This is a genomic window from Vibrio cyclitrophicus, assembly GCF_024347435.1.
Lineage (GTDB): Bacteria > Pseudomonadota > Gammaproteobacteria > Enterobacterales > Vibrionaceae > Vibrio > Vibrio cyclitrophicus.
Map to the genome: position 1 here is coordinate 349,296 of NZ_AP025481.1, position 14,685 is coordinate 363,980.

A 14,685-nucleotide genomic window follows, 5' to 3' on the forward strand; every position below is an offset into this window, starting at 1 on the left:
TAACGGTTGCTAGGTACTTATCCATTTCAATTCGCCGTTGGGCTCTAGCCATTAAAAAAGCCAGCTTGTCGGCTGGCTTTGTCGGGGTATTGATAACTAAGTTATATAATAATACGGCCTGGGTGAGAGGTTATCTAGACGAATCGTTGTAGTGTATTAAACAGTTTATTACATCCACTATTCACCCTATTCTATCGCTCACCGTAAATTAACTATTCACAAGGTGGCGCCATGTGGATCACCGCTAAGCCGCCTAAAGATGTCTCACGGTATTTCTTGTTCATGTCTTTACCTGTTTGGTACATGGTTGCGATGACCTTGTCTAACGAGATGAGACACTTGCTGGTGCGTTTCAATGCCATACGTGAAGCGTTGATGGCTTTCATTGCACCCATAGCATTACGTTCAATACACGGTACTTGAACAAGCCCGCCGATAGGGTCACATGTCATGCCCAGTGAGTGCTCCATCGCGATTTCTGCCGCAATACAGATCTGTTCGTTACTGCCGCCGCGTAAAGCTGTCAAACCTGCAGCCGCCATTGATGAAGATACGCCGACTTCGCCTTGACAACCGACTTCAGCTCCAGAAATTGAAGCATTGGTTTTGTACAAGATGCCAATTGCGCCAGATACTGCCAAGAAATCTTTGAGTTGTTTAGTGTCTAGCTCTTTAATGAAGCGGTGGTAATACATCAATACTGCTGGGATTACCCCAGCTGCGCCATTGGTAGGGGATGTCACAACTTGCCCACCCGCTGCATTCTCTTCACTCACAGCAAACGCAAAAAGGTTGATCCAATCCATGATCTCCATTGGATCGTTTTCAATCGAAGCATTCGCCTCAAGCTTTTTCAAAAGAGCAGGGGCTCGGCGCGTCACATCCAAACCGCCATCAAGTATCCCTTCTGTATCAAAACCACGTTGCATGCACAGTGACATCACCTTCCAAATTTGGTCCGCCTTCTGATCAATTACATCCATACCTTGGAAAGAAATTTCATTTCTCAGGACTAGGCCACCGAGGCTAAGTCCATTCTGGTCAGACAGTTCAAGAAGCTGATCGGCAGAAGAAAAAGGGAACTCTACTTGTGTTTTCGACTCTTGCTTTCCGTGTTGCAGTTCATCAGCGGTCGCAATGAAACCACCACCAATGGAGTAGTATGTTTCCATCTCCAGAAGACTGCCGCTTGCGTCAAACGCAGAGATAGTCATGCCATTTTCATGAAGTGGAAGATTGGTTTTGTGGAAGAGTAAATCGCTTTCTGCATCGAAATGAATTTCGTGGCTACCGCTAACCATCAAAGATTTATCTTCAATTGCTTTACGCATAGCTAAATTAGCGCTGGTTATTTTGATGGTGTCAGGGCGATTACCAAGTAAACCTAACAGGGTTGCACGATCGGTATGGTGACCGATGCCTGTTAGTGATAGTGAGCCGTATAGGTCAATTTGAATACGGGTAACTTGACCAAGTACAGGTTCAATCTTTTGGGTAAAATTGAACCCAGCGATCATTGGTCCATTGGTGTGGGAGCTGGAAGGCCCGACCCCGATTTTGTAAATGTCAAAAATAGACAGCATAGTAACTTCCTGTGAAGACGGTTCGATGAACGAACTCTGTGTAAAATTTGTATTTTGTTCGTTTCACTTTTTTCAGTGAACGTGTTCTCTGGGTGAAACAGTTCTTCGATTAAACTGGTTCTTTGCTTGAAACGTCTCTTTTATTGAAGCTCGTGTTAACAAGCGTAGAGCGATGAAACCCAAGATCGTGCTATTTTGTTTTATAGCTGCACGTTAACTCTTGCGCACTTATGATGATGCTTGCAATCGTGAGCATGATTGCGAACTACCCATAAGGATTTCAAAATACTTTTGTTAATAAGTATTGTATACATAATTCACTCCATCTAATCATAAAAACGAGACTTGAACATAAAATGAGCGTTAATTACCTCCTTATTGTGCTGGGTAAGCGACTTAATGAGAATAAATTGACTGATGAAGGAATCAGTCGAGTTGATGCTCTGGTTGAATATCTTGCTGAGCTTTTGGTAGAAGAGTCGAATCAGCAAACTGCGGTTGCATTTTGTGGTGGAGTGACAAAGGGCCAGACAATCTCCGAAGCTGATGCAATGCACGCGTATTTTCGAAATCTGGAAAGTCAATGTGAAGTTCCGTTTATGCTGAGTGCAGTTTTACTAGAACAGCTTTCGACAAATACAGTAGAGAATATTCAAAACCTAGCTTCAGAAATGATTGACAGTGGATTGTTTACTCGTGGGCAGAGTGTACGGGTAACATTCATTTCTAATGACTATCACTTGCAACGTATTTTTGACATCCAGATGTTGATGGACGAGCAAGGTTTGCTTAAGGTTCTAGTCGAGAAGTGTTCTGCACTTGGGGTAGAGCTGCAGATTGATCGTCAGCTAGAGGCTCATGTTGCGGTGCCATATCCTCATCAAAGTACTCAAGGGCAATTGTTTCTATTGATGGATGTACTGACGACCTACCGAGTCTATCTTGAAGGTGTCTCTGCGGGCGCATTTGAGAGAGACTTGGAGTCCGTAAGGCGTGAGCCTGAAAGGTTGTCCTTGGAAGCACTGATAGCCGCAAAGGAACTCGTTGGGCGTTCATCTCACTTTGAAATTGTGGACAGTTTACTCCCAATATTGGAGCGCTGTATCCAGCAAACTCCTGTCGATACTGACATAAAAAAAGTCAGGGAATATCTAGCACTGCTAGATACTAACCTGACTTTATTGAACCGTTATTTAGATCCGGAATCGGATCTCACACATCGCTGGTGGCGATAGGTGATTATTTCTTTCTCGTGATGCCAATAACGGCCTTTAAACTCGCAAAGGCAATCAGACAGTAAGCTCGAAGCTTTGTGCCTTCTTCTGCGATTTTTTAATCACGCGAACGTAATCACCGCCCGTCACATTGGCCAAAAGGCTCATGTGTTGTATTACAGTGATTAACTTTGGGTTTCTGAATCTTGCTCGTGGTGGTTGCGGTAGTATTCCCACTGCTCAATGCGTTCACCGTCTTCGAATACACAGTAAGTTGTACGTTGATCGTTTTCAGTGACAGTATCTAACTCACCATTCTGTTGAACACAGTAAACCGCAGCAGGGTTAGCCACTGATACACGTTGGCCTTCGCTATATTCTGCATAATCGTTCGCACAACCGCCCAATACAACGGCAAATACAGCCATCAAACCAATTTTCTTCATGTTCATCTCCTACGTGATAAATCTAAAAGTGAATACGTTAAGTTCTACAGAACCAGTTTAGAAGCTCTATGAAATGAGTATATTTTAGATTTCAGAAAAGGTTGTCCTAATTTGGTCAAGATATTGAAATAGGTTGATATTTCCTTATGTTTAATAACTTTTTGAGTGCTTGATCAAGCTAACTTGAGTGAAGTGACTATTGAGCTACTTTCGGCTGGTTAGTGGTGTGCGCTGGTTATTGCGAATCGAGAGCCATGAACTCACCAAGGCAACATGGAGAAAGCAGGTGTACTTGTGTGGGGATGTGAGCCTCGAATCTATTGATGATTATGATATGATGCCGCCAAATTCAGTAAAGCAGTCAGAATCATGAGACACCTAAAAACAACCATCCATCCTGATATCGATCATCTAGACAATAAAACGGTCTATAAGCGCAACGCTGCCCGTGCCATTGTGTTAGATGGCGAAGACATTCTGATGCTTTATACAGAGCGTTATCACGACTACACCATCCCTGGTGGTGGCTTGGACGAAGGTGAAGATGTCATTGCTGGTATGGTTCGTGAATTGGAAGAAGAGACTGGCGCTAAGAATATCCATAGCATCAAGCCGTTCGGCATTTTTGAAGAATTTCGTCCTTGGTACAAAGATGATGCGGACATAGTGCACATGATTTCTTACTGCTACTCATGCAAGATCGATAGTGAGCTTGGTGAAACGGCTTACGAAGATTATGAAGTGAAAAACGGGATGAAACCGGTTTGGATGAATATCCATGAAGCGATCGCTCACAACGAGAAGACCATGGCCGAGAGCCCTAAAAAGGGTATGAGTATTGAACGTGAAACCTTTTTGCTGCATTTGATTGCCAAAGAGATGCTTTAGCCTTTATCAATACAAGCCTGTTAAGCTTTTTACTTGCCGCCACTTTTGGCGGCAAACTTGTTTCTAGCGATGCTAAAATGTAATAGCGAAAACTAATTATTAAATATGGTTGATATTGTCAACTATGTGTTTTTGATGTACCTTTACCTCAGCGATGACCCTATTTAGCTAAACTGCTCGGTTAAATCGCTAAATCGCTAAATCGCTAAATCTCGCTGTGAGCCTGCCCTAAACAAAGAATACTATGAATAAAAGACAGTTTATTGCCCATTACCTGCGCATGAATCGCACCTCTTACTTTTTGGCGATTGTGTTCATTTTTCTCGTCAACTGGTTGCAAGTTGAGATCCCTCGCTATATTCAACTCGCCATAGATTTGATTGATGATGCTTCTCTCAGTGGCCATCAACAACTTCAAAGTTATGTGTGGATGGTAGTTGGCATGTCGGTCGCTATGGTAGTAGTACGTATTCTGTCTCGTATTTACGCGCTTAATCCAGGGCGAATTACAGAGGCTGCACTTAAAAGTACATTGCTCAAAAATTTAAATCGTTTACCGAATAGTTTTCATGAGCGTTTTGCTTCTGGTCGGCTAATATCCATTATCAATAATGATCTTGGTGGCATACGCTTGTTGTTTGGTGTGGGTTTCCTCCAGTTCTTTAATGCGCTGCTGGCGTTGTCGCTGACACCTCTTTACATGTGGCGCATATCGCCAGAATTAACGCTTTATTCGATTATTCCTATCTCAATCGCTTTTGTGATTTTCCGTGTGGGTTTTAAACGCATGAAAGCACTGCATTTAGAGCACATGAAACGTCTGCAAAACCTGTCTGCTCAGCTAATGAGTTACCTATCTGGGATTGACTTGATTAAGAGCCAGCAGATGTCACCTTGGGTGAAAGCTGAAACTGAAAAGCTTAATCAGTTATTACTTGAATGCCGCCTTAAAATTACACGTATCCAAGTCTTCTTTATGCCGGTACTCGACTACGCCAATGACCTGATGAAAATCATCATTCTTGGGCTTGGTGGCTACATGTTAATGAGACAAGAGCTAACCCTTGGTGAGATTACCGCCTTTCTGACTTACTCCGTTTTGTTGGCAATGCCATTGATGCAATTAGGCAGAATCGCGACCATTTATCAACGTGGCATGGTGGGCATTCAAAGTGCACAAACCATTCTTAATGCCAAAGTTCCAGAGCTTGATGAAGGTAAGCTTACTGAGTTAGACGTTGAATCGCTGAAGGGAAAAACGTTCTCTATTCGCAACCTCAACTTCAGCTATTCAGGTGAAGAACGTCTGATTCTCGATGACATCAGCTTTGACATTCCTGCAGGTAAGAAAGTAGGTGTGCTAGGCGGAATCGGAGCGGGTAAAACAACCTTAGTGAACTGCTTGAACCACCACTTGGATGTACCACAAGGTTCTATTTTCCTTGGCGAAAGAGATATCACTAGCTTCTCACGCAGTGACTTACGTCGTTACGTGAAAACTGTGACTCAAGACCCTTATTTGTTCTCCGCAACTGTTGAAGACAATATTCGTTTTGGTAGTTCAGATACTGAATTAGCGAAGAGTCAGGTTAATGAGGTTTTAGAGCTAAGTCAGTTAGCCAGTGATGTCACTCGCTTTGAGCATGGCGATCAAACCTTAGTCGGTGAAAAAGGGATCATGTTGTCTGGTGGCCAGAAGCAGCGATTAAGTATTGCTCGTGCTTTATTGCAGCCAACCGACCTGATTATTATGGATAACGTTTTATCGGCTGTCGACTATGAAACAGAACGTAGGATCTTAGAAGGCTTGTTTAAGCGTTTGGAAAATCAATCCGTTCTTGTGGTTTCACACCGCGTGAATGCCCTTGAATATATGGATGAAATCATCGTCTTGAATGAAGGCAAAGTGATCGCGAAGGGCGACCACGCCACGTTATTGAAAACGTGCGATTACTATTACGATACATGGCAACTACAGCAGAATGAAACGGAGGCAGCAGCATGTTAAAAGGTGTTGATCTCAAGTACCTCAAGCACTTTTTTAAGTTTGCTAAGAAATACAAAGGTTCTGCGATTCTGGGTATCGCAATGCTTCCTCTCTCTGTCATCACGAGTTTGTTGTTCCCGTGGCTGATCATTCAAGTGATCGATGTACAACTGAGTCATGGGGATATGGATGGATTGCTCGAGTATGTCTTCTATCTCGTTGTTGTGCTGGTGGCTAGCTATGTAGTGGATACCACTTATTCATATAACCTGCGTAAAACGGGGCAATACACGATAACTGACATGCGCTCAGTATTGTTTGCTCGCGTGCTTAAACTCCCACGCAGCTATTTTGATAACACTCCGATTGGTGTCACGCTTTCAAGGTTAACCAGTGACTTGGAAACCATCGGCGAGACTTTTGTTCAATCAGTTGTCGGTTTAGTGAAAGATAGTATCAACACCATTGCTTTGTTGGTGATGATGTTTTTCATTGATTGGCAGTTAACATTGATAGTTTTGGTTATCATGCCGCCAGTGATGTACTTAACGGTGTATGTGAGAAATCGACTTCGAGCATTGTATAAAGTTACCCGTTCTACATTGGCTCGCGGTATTGGCTTTCTACAAGAAGTTTTGTTTGGTATGAAAACCGTTCAGATGTACCGAGCGGAAGAGCAAGTCGAAAAGCGCTATCAAGGCTATACCGATGAATTCTTGAGAGCGCAGAAAAAGATTAATAAATACGATGCGATTTTGTTCTCGTTTATTTCTGGTATTACTTCAGTCACTATCGCAATCATGATCTGGTATGGCTCAGAGCAAGTTATTGAAGGGGCTCTGACTTTAGGTGTGCTGATTGCTTTCATCAACACCTTAGAGAAAGTGTTTGTACCTATTCGAGACTTTACCTCCCAAATAGCTTCGATTCAGAGTTCATTTGCCGCTTTTGACCATATTGAAGAGTTGTTTGTTGAGCCGACAGAAGAGGAAGGGCGCAACCTGCTGCCATCTAACAAGGTTGAAAAACAGCTCGAACAGTTTGTGAGTCTTGAGTTTAAGAACGTGAGTTTCCGTTACAAAGACGACTCTCCATACGTGTTAAAGAATGTCTCTTTTGTGTTGCAGAAAGGGCACCAAATCGCGCTGGTGGGTTCGACGGGCTCTGGGAAGTCAACGATTCTGCGTTTGATCTCTAAAACCTATCAAGACTATCAAGGCAGTATTTTGTTGAATGGCATTGAGCTGTCACAGATCTCAAGCGAAGACTCCGCTCATTTGTTCTCAATGATGATGCAAGATGTGCACCTGTTTGAAGAATCAATCCAATTCAATATTGCACTGGGAAAAGCGCACCTATCTAGAACTGATGTTGAACAGGCTGCGCGCTATGTTTATGCCGATAAGTTTATTGAACAACTCCCTCAAGGTTATGACTTCCATTTGGAAAAGAATGGCTCCAACCTTTCTGTTGGTCAAACGCAACTGATTTCGTTTGCTAGAGCAGTTGCCCAAGGTGGACAACTGATGATGCTTGATGAAGCAACCAGCTCGGTAGATTCTATTACTGAAGACTTTATCCAAAAAGCGATGCAGCGTCTTTTCAAGGAAAAAACCGTGATTGCGATTGCCCACCGCCTGAGCACCGTTCGTCACTCTGACACGATTCTAGTATTAGATAAGGGTCAAGTCGTTGAGCAAGGTAATCACCAGCAGCTGGTGATACAAAATGGTGTTTATGCCGGTTTATTGAAGGAATCAATCGTAGCAACGAACGACTCTTAAGCTACAGTCGCTTGAAAGCTCGACGTCTGATCACCACTTTAATAGGATAGATTTGCCTCACCTATACTTAACTAGTTTCTATAGTTTTCTAATATCCCCAATAGCTTAGGGGAAATAAAACATATTTTACGACTATTAATATGTTATGATTTCCCTACTACTAAAGGGGTGTCTTTGGGCATCGGGATGTATGCGAGCAAGACGAATGTTGCTTGTGTCAGTCACTTTCTGGCGAATATGGAATCGAAAATGTTGTTGGAAGAAGTTGTAGAAATTATTGAATTAACCGACTCAGACTATTTATCTCATGCAATGGAGTTGTTTAACGAGCATGGCTTTGTTGACGCGGAGTCTTTACCTTTTATGAACGTTGTGTTCGAAACTGCACCAGATCAGCTTGCGAAGAAATTGTCGCAAATTGGTTTTAAAGGTTTAGTACAAGTCGAAAAGAATGAAGACGCATCAGGCTTCACTATTATTGATGCTGATCGCGTTCTACTAAAAGATTCTGCTTAGTTGAAAGACTCTGCTTAGCTGCAAGATTCTTCTTAATGACAAGAATAAGATTCAGCTTAATTAAAAGACTCTATCCAGTTCAGTAACACCCGTTATGATTATTTGAGGTTAACACAGTGACAACAGCAACCGTTTCATCAACAGAGCAACACATTTCCAATGAACATGCGCTTTTAGGTGCATCGTTATTAGCGTCTCAAAAAGTTGAGTTGGCTCTGTTCAGTGTTATCTCTAAATTGGCTAAAGCGTTACCGAAAGAAGCACAGCAGTCACTGGATTTGGATACCTTTCTAAGAGATAAACCAAGTGAGCAAGCTGCTACGTTGAGCTTGTACGAACAAACCTTTGGTGAACAGCTTCCGTTAAAAACAAACGAACTTAACGACTTTATTTACCACAGAAATCTCGTGACTCGTGGCTTTTGGCGAGTGACTGGCGCTGATGTGAAAGGCGGCGAGAAGCTTGCTAACCCAGAGCTTTACTTAAAAGAGTTCTTAGCCAAATGTGAATATTGGCAAGTGATGATAGATACTCACAGCAAGTAACCAAATTAAAAGAAGAAAGCCATAGCAACCATGCTATGGCTTTTTTTTGTGTGTAGGAAACTCGAGCGTTAAGAATTAAACTTTAAAGAGGGTTTAAAGCTAGAGCATCATCTTCAATACATAGTTCTTAGAGACAAAGTGGTGCTTCAGTGCTGCGCTAATATGCAAAACAATTAGACAGGCTAAGGTAATGCAACTGGCACTATGTAAATAGAAAAAGAAGTGGTTGATTGAAGGTTCGGTAATTAGATTATTGACGTTCGTTAACCAGAATAGAGAATAAGGCTCTTTCAGCATCAAATAACCGGAACTAAAAACCATGAACATCACTAGATACATCAATGAGTGAGTCAGTTTGGCAACGCACTGCTGTCGCTTTGGGATTGAGAGTGGCATCTCCGGTGATGAGCGAAAATGGCTCCAAATATAACGTGCAATGAGCAACGGTGTTGCAATGGTTGCCAATGACATATTAAGCACAGACAGAAAAGAAAACAGTTCTGGATGGCTAGTGACATAGTGCATCACATACCCTGCGGTTGTTGCATAGATGATGACGAAAGCCATGACTCAGTGCAGTACACGGCTCATTAAATCGTATCGCGTATTACTCAAATTAACCTCGGTTTAATTATTATAAATATAAGATTCCACGGGATGCTATAAATCAATCATCGGTATATTTGCATCACGAATTAATTATATAGAACAGTAATACTGGGCATTTTTATTAGTTAGAAATTAATGATGTTGCTTCAAGTGTTTTATAATTATCAATGATGTTTTAGAGTGTTAATTCCAATGCCGAGACAGCAAATCATCTGACTCCCTAGCTTGTATTGCCATAACGAGATACAGTGACACAAAGATAAGACATATAAGGAAAGTATAAATGCTTCGAATTCTATTGATTGCAGTGTTCTCACTGGTAACAACCATGAGCCTTGCAAGCGAGGAAGTTAAATACTCAGACAAAGAGTATGTAGACCGACCACTGATGGAGCGCTACATCCTAGATGAGTTGAAGCAGTTGCGAATGGAACAACAAGATCTTGAGAGACGCCTAACTATACAGATGACCGATCGTGAACTGTCTGTTGCCGACAAGTCGCTCAACTATGCGAATGTCACCGTGACGTATTTCTTCTACATTATTGCAGGTGTTGCTTCACTCATTGCGTTGGTGGGGTGGCAATCACTTAAAGAGCTCAAACATACCACCAAAGAAATGGCCGACCAGCGGCTGAATTCGATTGCTCAAGATTATGAAAAGAAATTTAACCTTCTTGAAAGGGACCTTAAGCGTAAGACCAGAATCATATCGGAGAACAACCGAGAGATTGAGATCATCAATGAGATTCACAATTTATGGCTGAGAGCGCAAAATGCCCAGACTGCTGAACAAAAAATTGAAACTTATGATGAAATTTTGAAGGTTCGTCCGGGTGACTTGGAAGCGTTGACACACAAAGCGGATGCTGCAATGGACATGCGGGAATACCATTGGGCGATGAGTCTGTGCAACCGCGTACTTGAGGTAGATGATCAAAATGCTCATGCCCTGTACCAACGCGCTTGTGCTTACGCTAGATTAGGTGCAGAAGGTCAAGCTATCGATGATTTAGAGCGTTCGATTGAAACAAGTGGTTCTATGAGAGAGCTACTAGCTGAAGAGCCTGATTTTGAGATGCTAAGAGGTTTAGAACGATTTGAGGCTCTTTTCGAAGAGTAATATTTGAAAGGCGATGGGCTTTATTAGCCCATCATCTTTTTATTGGATTTACAGAACGGTTTCTTACATTTCACTTGTTCAATAAACTAAATTGTTATGTTATAACATTTGAATGAGTTCATCGTTATAAACCGTTAAATATTTTATGAAGTTTCTCCGCTCCGGCCTGATCATTATTGCGATCAGCGCATTTTCTCTTGCTACTTTGCTCTCTTTTCATTCAGAATCAGTACAAGAAGTCTCTATCAAAATAACACCTTATCAAGATTCTCAATCGAGTGATGTGGCCAAGGTGCATTCGCAATCGGGTTCCAACTTTCTCGTTAAAGTCCATTATTTTGTGAAAGTCGGCGACACGCTAAGCAACATATTTTCGTCATGGAAACTGCCTTATGGAACGGTTCAAAAGGTGATGGAAGCAGATCTTGAGTCTTTGAAATTGGACACAATAAAACCTGGTGATCATCTAGAGTTGCTTCTGGATGGTGACTCTAAACAGCTCGTTGAGTTAATTTTCCATGAAAGTCTCGTAGAACAGGCTGTCTTTACTAAAAATAATGATGGAAGCTTTGACTACCAATTCCATGAAGTGCCTGGAGAATGGAAGGAAAAGCTCTATGCAGGCACCGTTCATGGCAGTTTTTCGACGTCAGCATATAAAGCGGGGTTAACAACGGCCCAGATAGCTAATATAACCAGAACTTTGAGAGACAAAATCAACTTCGCAAGGGAGCTAAGAGCAGGTGATAGCTTTAATGTGTTGGTTAAAGAGCAGTACACCGATAATCACTTAACAGGCAAAACGGAAGTTCAAGGTATCTCTATTAACTTGAGAAACCGAGAAGTAGCGGCTTTTTTAGCTCCAGATGGTCGCTTTTACGACAGAGCGGGTAACAGCTTAGAGCAAGCCTTCGATAGATATCCGGTCGCTCGTCAGTTCCGTCGGATTACTTCATCATTTAACCCATACCGAAAGCATCCTGTGACAGGGCGTATATCGCCTCATAATGGCACTGACTTTGCGACACCAGTTGGTGCGCCAGTCTATTCAACGGGTGATGGTCGGGTTGTAGCGATTCGCAATCACCCATATGCAGGAAAATACTTGGTGATTGAGCACAACAGTGTTTACAAAACTCGTTACTTACACTTGAGCCGTTTCTTAGTTAAGAAAGGCCAACAAGTGAAACGAGGCCAGAAAATTGCGCTATCTGGCGCAACAGGTCGTATAACCGGTCCTCACTTGCATTTTGAAGTTTTGGTACGTGGTCGAGCGGTCAACGCGATGAAGGCGAACTTACCAATGGCAAGCTCTATTCTTCCTCAAAATAAGAAAGAGTTCCTTGCCCGAATTGCTTCATTTGATGGTTTGATTACTGATCAAAAGAGCAGTGCAAGTTGATTTACGGTGGCCACGACTCATTTAACCTATAACTATTGGTCGTTGATTTCCCTTCCTGTTCGACAGGAAGGGAGAATTGTTGACTAGTTCATCAGCCAGATACTGTTTTCTTAGTAGCTTAGTAGCTTAGTATCTCGTTTTCTTGGCTTATCAGTGGCATGGGTTGACTATGCAACGACAACCGCTGTACCGCTCGCCGATACCATTAGCATGCCATTGCCTGTTCCCAACACTTCGTAATCGATATCTACGCCTACAACTGCGTTTGCGCCCGCTTCAATGGCTTTTTGTTCTAGCTCTTTGAAGGCGTAGTTACGTGCTTTCTCTAGCTCTTTTTCATAAGTGCCAGAACGCCCACCAACAAAGTCACGGATGCCTGAAAACATATCTTTGAAAACGTTAACGCCTAGAATAGCTTCTCCTGCGATAACCCCTTTGTAATCGACAATGCGCTTACCTTCGACTGATTGTGTGGTGGTAATAATCATAATAGCCTCTCTTGTCCGCTTGTTGAGCTTCTACTCGCTGCATGGATTGATAGTTTGGTCTTGTCCTTGAGTATCATCGCTCAATGTTGTCTCTGAGTGTGTGAATTCATGCCTTAACCATGATCTCAGTTTTAGCACACTTTCTTGTTTTAATTTGTTTTTTGGGCAAACAAAGTAGAAATCTTGGTGCGGGTTAGCAACGGGTTTACCCAGTTCCACTAACATGCCGTGGCTGATGTCATCTTTCACAAACAAGCGATGGGTAACCAACACTCCAAGAGAACGAATCGCAGCTTGCACGGCTTGAATGGATATATCAAATGTTAGGTTGCTATGAAATGCGGGCATTGGGATTTGATAATGATCACACCACACTTGCCAGTCGTGCTTTCGCCTAGGGTTAAATGCGCCAATGGTTGGGTTCTGTTTCACGAGTTGCTCAACGCTCAGTCCCGTTTGGTTTTTCAACAAGGTAGGGCTACACACCAATACCAGATCATCATCGCCTAATTTCTCGCTGTAATAGCGATCCCATTCGTTAGGTTTGCCATGGACAAGGGCAATATCTACCCCTTCCTGCTCGATATCAAAAGGGCCGGTTAACGTGGAAATACGGATATCAAGAGAAGGAGCAAAGGCTTGGAAGTCGGGGACTCGAGGAATCCACCAATGCATCGCCAGTGAATTCACCATATTGAGTGTAATGCGGTGATCGTTAGGCGTTTTGGCCAGTTCTTCTGTCGCGTCTATGACTTGCTCCAATGCAGGAGCGACTTTTCGGTAATACCGCTTACCCGCGGCATTAAGAACGACACGACGACCTACCCGTTGAAATAGAGGCTTATTAACCAGTTGTTCTAGTGACTTTATGGCTTGGCTTACCGCAGAGTGACTGACATACAAAACACGTGCGGCTTCGGTCATACTGCCAGTTTCAGCCACAGCAATAAAAGCATAAACGGATTTAAGCGGAACGAGCTTTTTCATAGGTAAGTTTTCCTTACAGTTATGGTTAATATTACTCGCTATTTTTCATCACGTCACGCTTCTAAAATAGGTGCCATAGGAGGTGATAATTATGTCTGATATTACCAAGGCGACGACTTTTATGTTGTTGTCGACATTCAGTTTGTCTATAAGCGGTTTAGTGGCTAAGTACCTATCTGAAACCATGCCCATTTCGTTGCTGAGTTTTGTGCGTTTCTTATTACCCAGCCTTTTTCTATTTCTTTTTTTGATCTTTTATAAAATTAGCAAACCGACACGAAAGATGTGGAAGCCTTTAGTGATGCGGGCGATTTTCATGGTGGCCTGTCAGTGGTGCTTTCTAACGTCACTACAAACCCTGACCCTTATTGAGGGGATTGTATTATTCAGCACCGGCCCTTTGTTTATTCCTTTGTTAGAAAAATTAATATTTGGCACAAAAATTCATACAACCACGGTGGTTTGCCTAGCGATCACTTTTGTTGGTGTAGTGATGATGGCAGGGGATTGGTCGCAGTTTGAATTCGGCTCGGATTTCTTTAGGCCTGCACTGTTGCTAGGATTGTTAGCGGGAATGTTTAACTCGGGTTCGCAAGTGAGTTTGTATCGAGCCTCTAAGACGAGCCTTACGCCAGCAGAGCTAAATGCATGGACGTTTCTAGTCGCAGCCATACTCGTGTTACCAATGGTTTTATTCACTTCCATTTCTGTTATGCCTGACGTCCTTGAAGCTGATGGAGGGGATGGCGCTTTAACAGTTTTACTGTCTATTGATGGTTTAGGTTGGATTGGACTTGGAGCATTTGGATTCGCGTTGTTTACCATTAATACGCAAATCTTCCGCTCTAAAGCCTATAAACTTGCAGAAAGCGGCTCTCAACTCGCGCCTTTAATTTTTACTAATATGCTATTCAGTGCGTTATGGCAGGGCTTGTTCTTCGATGACGTCTTCTCTACCCAGCAGATCCTTGGTATTAATCTGATTGTCGTGGCAAGCATTACCAATACATTACTGGCTAAAAGGCAATATAAAGTCAAAACCAAGCAACTCCCAATAACGACAGTGAATGCTTTGAACTCTGAGGCGTTAGGTTCTGTCGTTAAAAGTTAAAC

14 protein-coding genes are annotated in these 14,685 nt (G+C 42.6%); 9 read left to right on the plus strand and 5 right to left on the minus strand.

Translation table 11 applies throughout. From position 1 onward, the window contains the following. Positions 1-212 precede the first annotated feature (212 nt). Positions 213-1,583: an L-serine ammonia-lyase gene (locus tag OCW38_RS16600; RefSeq protein WP_010428804.1), complete on the minus strand. Its 1,371-nt coding sequence runs from the start codon at positions 1,581-1,583 to the stop codon at positions 213-215. 356 nt (positions 1,584-1,939) lie between these two features. Between OCW38_RS16600 and OCW38_RS16605 the strand changes: the two genes are divergently transcribed. Next, on the plus strand, positions 1,940-2,818 hold the full coding sequence (locus OCW38_RS16605) for a YdcF family protein (RefSeq protein ID WP_010428806.1): 879 nt from the start codon (positions 1,940-1,942) through the stop codon (positions 2,816-2,818). Between the two features lie 164 nt (positions 2,819-2,982). Here OCW38_RS16605 and OCW38_RS16610 read toward each other — a convergent pair whose 3' ends face one another. Further along, positions 2,983-3,243 (minus strand): putative hemolysin, encoded by a 261-nt coding sequence (locus tag OCW38_RS16610; RefSeq protein WP_016769158.1) that lies wholly within the window; start codon positions 3,241-3,243, stop codon positions 2,983-2,985. A gap of 369 nt (positions 3,244-3,612) precedes the next feature. Here OCW38_RS16610 and OCW38_RS16615 point away from each other — a divergent pair, with 369 nt between their 5' ends. The 5 genes from OCW38_RS16615 to OCW38_RS16635 all read left to right on the plus strand — a co-directional run bounded on the left by OCW38_RS16615 (position 3,613) and on the right by OCW38_RS16635 (position 8,963). Next, complete coding sequence (locus tag OCW38_RS16615) at positions 3,613-4,131, plus strand: NUDIX hydrolase (RefSeq protein ID WP_010428812.1); 519 nt, start codon at positions 3,613-3,615, stop codon at positions 4,129-4,131. A gap of 244 nt (positions 4,132-4,375) precedes the next feature. Further along, on the plus strand, positions 4,376-6,139 hold the full coding sequence (locus OCW38_RS16620) for an ABC transporter ATP-binding protein (RefSeq protein WP_102421095.1): 1,764 nt from the start codon (positions 4,376-4,378) through the stop codon (positions 6,137-6,139). Continuing rightward, positions 6,133-7,902 (plus strand): ABC transporter ATP-binding protein, encoded by a 1,770-nt coding sequence (locus OCW38_RS16625; RefSeq protein ID WP_016795853.1) that lies wholly within the window; start codon positions 6,133-6,135, stop codon positions 7,900-7,902. Before OCW38_RS16620 ends, OCW38_RS16625 begins: the two co-directional genes overlap by 7 nt. A gap of 249 nt (positions 7,903-8,151) precedes the next feature. Continuing rightward, entirely contained in the window at positions 8,152-8,418 is a 267-nt protein-coding gene (locus tag OCW38_RS16630) for a hypothetical protein (RefSeq protein ID WP_010428820.1), read from the plus strand. 116 nt (positions 8,419-8,534) lie between these two features. Beyond that, positions 8,535-8,963 (plus strand): hypothetical protein, encoded by a 429-nt coding sequence (locus OCW38_RS16635; RefSeq protein WP_016789439.1) that lies wholly within the window; start codon positions 8,535-8,537, stop codon positions 8,961-8,963. Positions 8,964-9,062: 99 nt separating this feature from the next. On the opposite strand, the gene OCW38_RS16640 is transcribed toward OCW38_RS16635, so the two are convergent. Next, entirely contained in the window at positions 9,063-9,530 is a 468-nt protein-coding gene (locus OCW38_RS16640; RefSeq protein WP_065612439.1) for a cytochrome b, read from the minus strand. 325 nt (positions 9,531-9,855) lie between these two features. Here OCW38_RS16640 and OCW38_RS16645 point away from each other — a divergent pair, with 325 nt between their 5' ends. Together OCW38_RS16645 and OCW38_RS16650 are read left to right on the plus strand one after the other, a co-directional pair. Next, positions 9,856-10,695: a tetratricopeptide repeat protein gene (locus OCW38_RS16645; protein ID WP_010428829.1), complete on the plus strand. Its 840-nt coding sequence runs from the start codon at positions 9,856-9,858 to the stop codon at positions 10,693-10,695. 145 nt (positions 10,696-10,840) lie between these two features. Beyond that, positions 10,841-12,097, plus strand: a complete 1,257-nt coding sequence (locus tag OCW38_RS16650) for a peptidoglycan DD-metalloendopeptidase family protein (protein ID WP_102421096.1) — start codon at positions 10,841-10,843, stop codon at positions 12,095-12,097. A gap of 167 nt (positions 12,098-12,264) precedes the next feature. Here OCW38_RS16650 and OCW38_RS16655 read toward each other — a convergent pair whose 3' ends face one another. Next, entirely contained in the window at positions 12,265-12,585 is a 321-nt protein-coding gene (locus OCW38_RS16655; RefSeq protein WP_004730185.1) for a heavy metal-binding domain-containing protein, read from the minus strand. A 30-nt stretch (positions 12,586-12,615) separates the two neighbouring features. Continuing rightward, positions 12,616-13,572, minus strand: coding sequence for a LysR substrate-binding domain-containing protein (locus OCW38_RS16660; RefSeq protein WP_016785108.1), 957 nt, complete (start codon positions 13,570-13,572; stop codon positions 12,616-12,618). Between the two features lie 91 nt (positions 13,573-13,663). Between OCW38_RS16660 and OCW38_RS16665 the strand changes: the two genes are divergently transcribed. Beyond that, positions 13,664-14,683: a DMT family transporter gene (locus OCW38_RS16665; protein ID WP_102421097.1), complete on the plus strand. Its 1,020-nt coding sequence runs from the start codon at positions 13,664-13,666 to the stop codon at positions 14,681-14,683. The last annotated feature ends 2 nt before the right edge of the window (positions 14,684-14,685 follow it).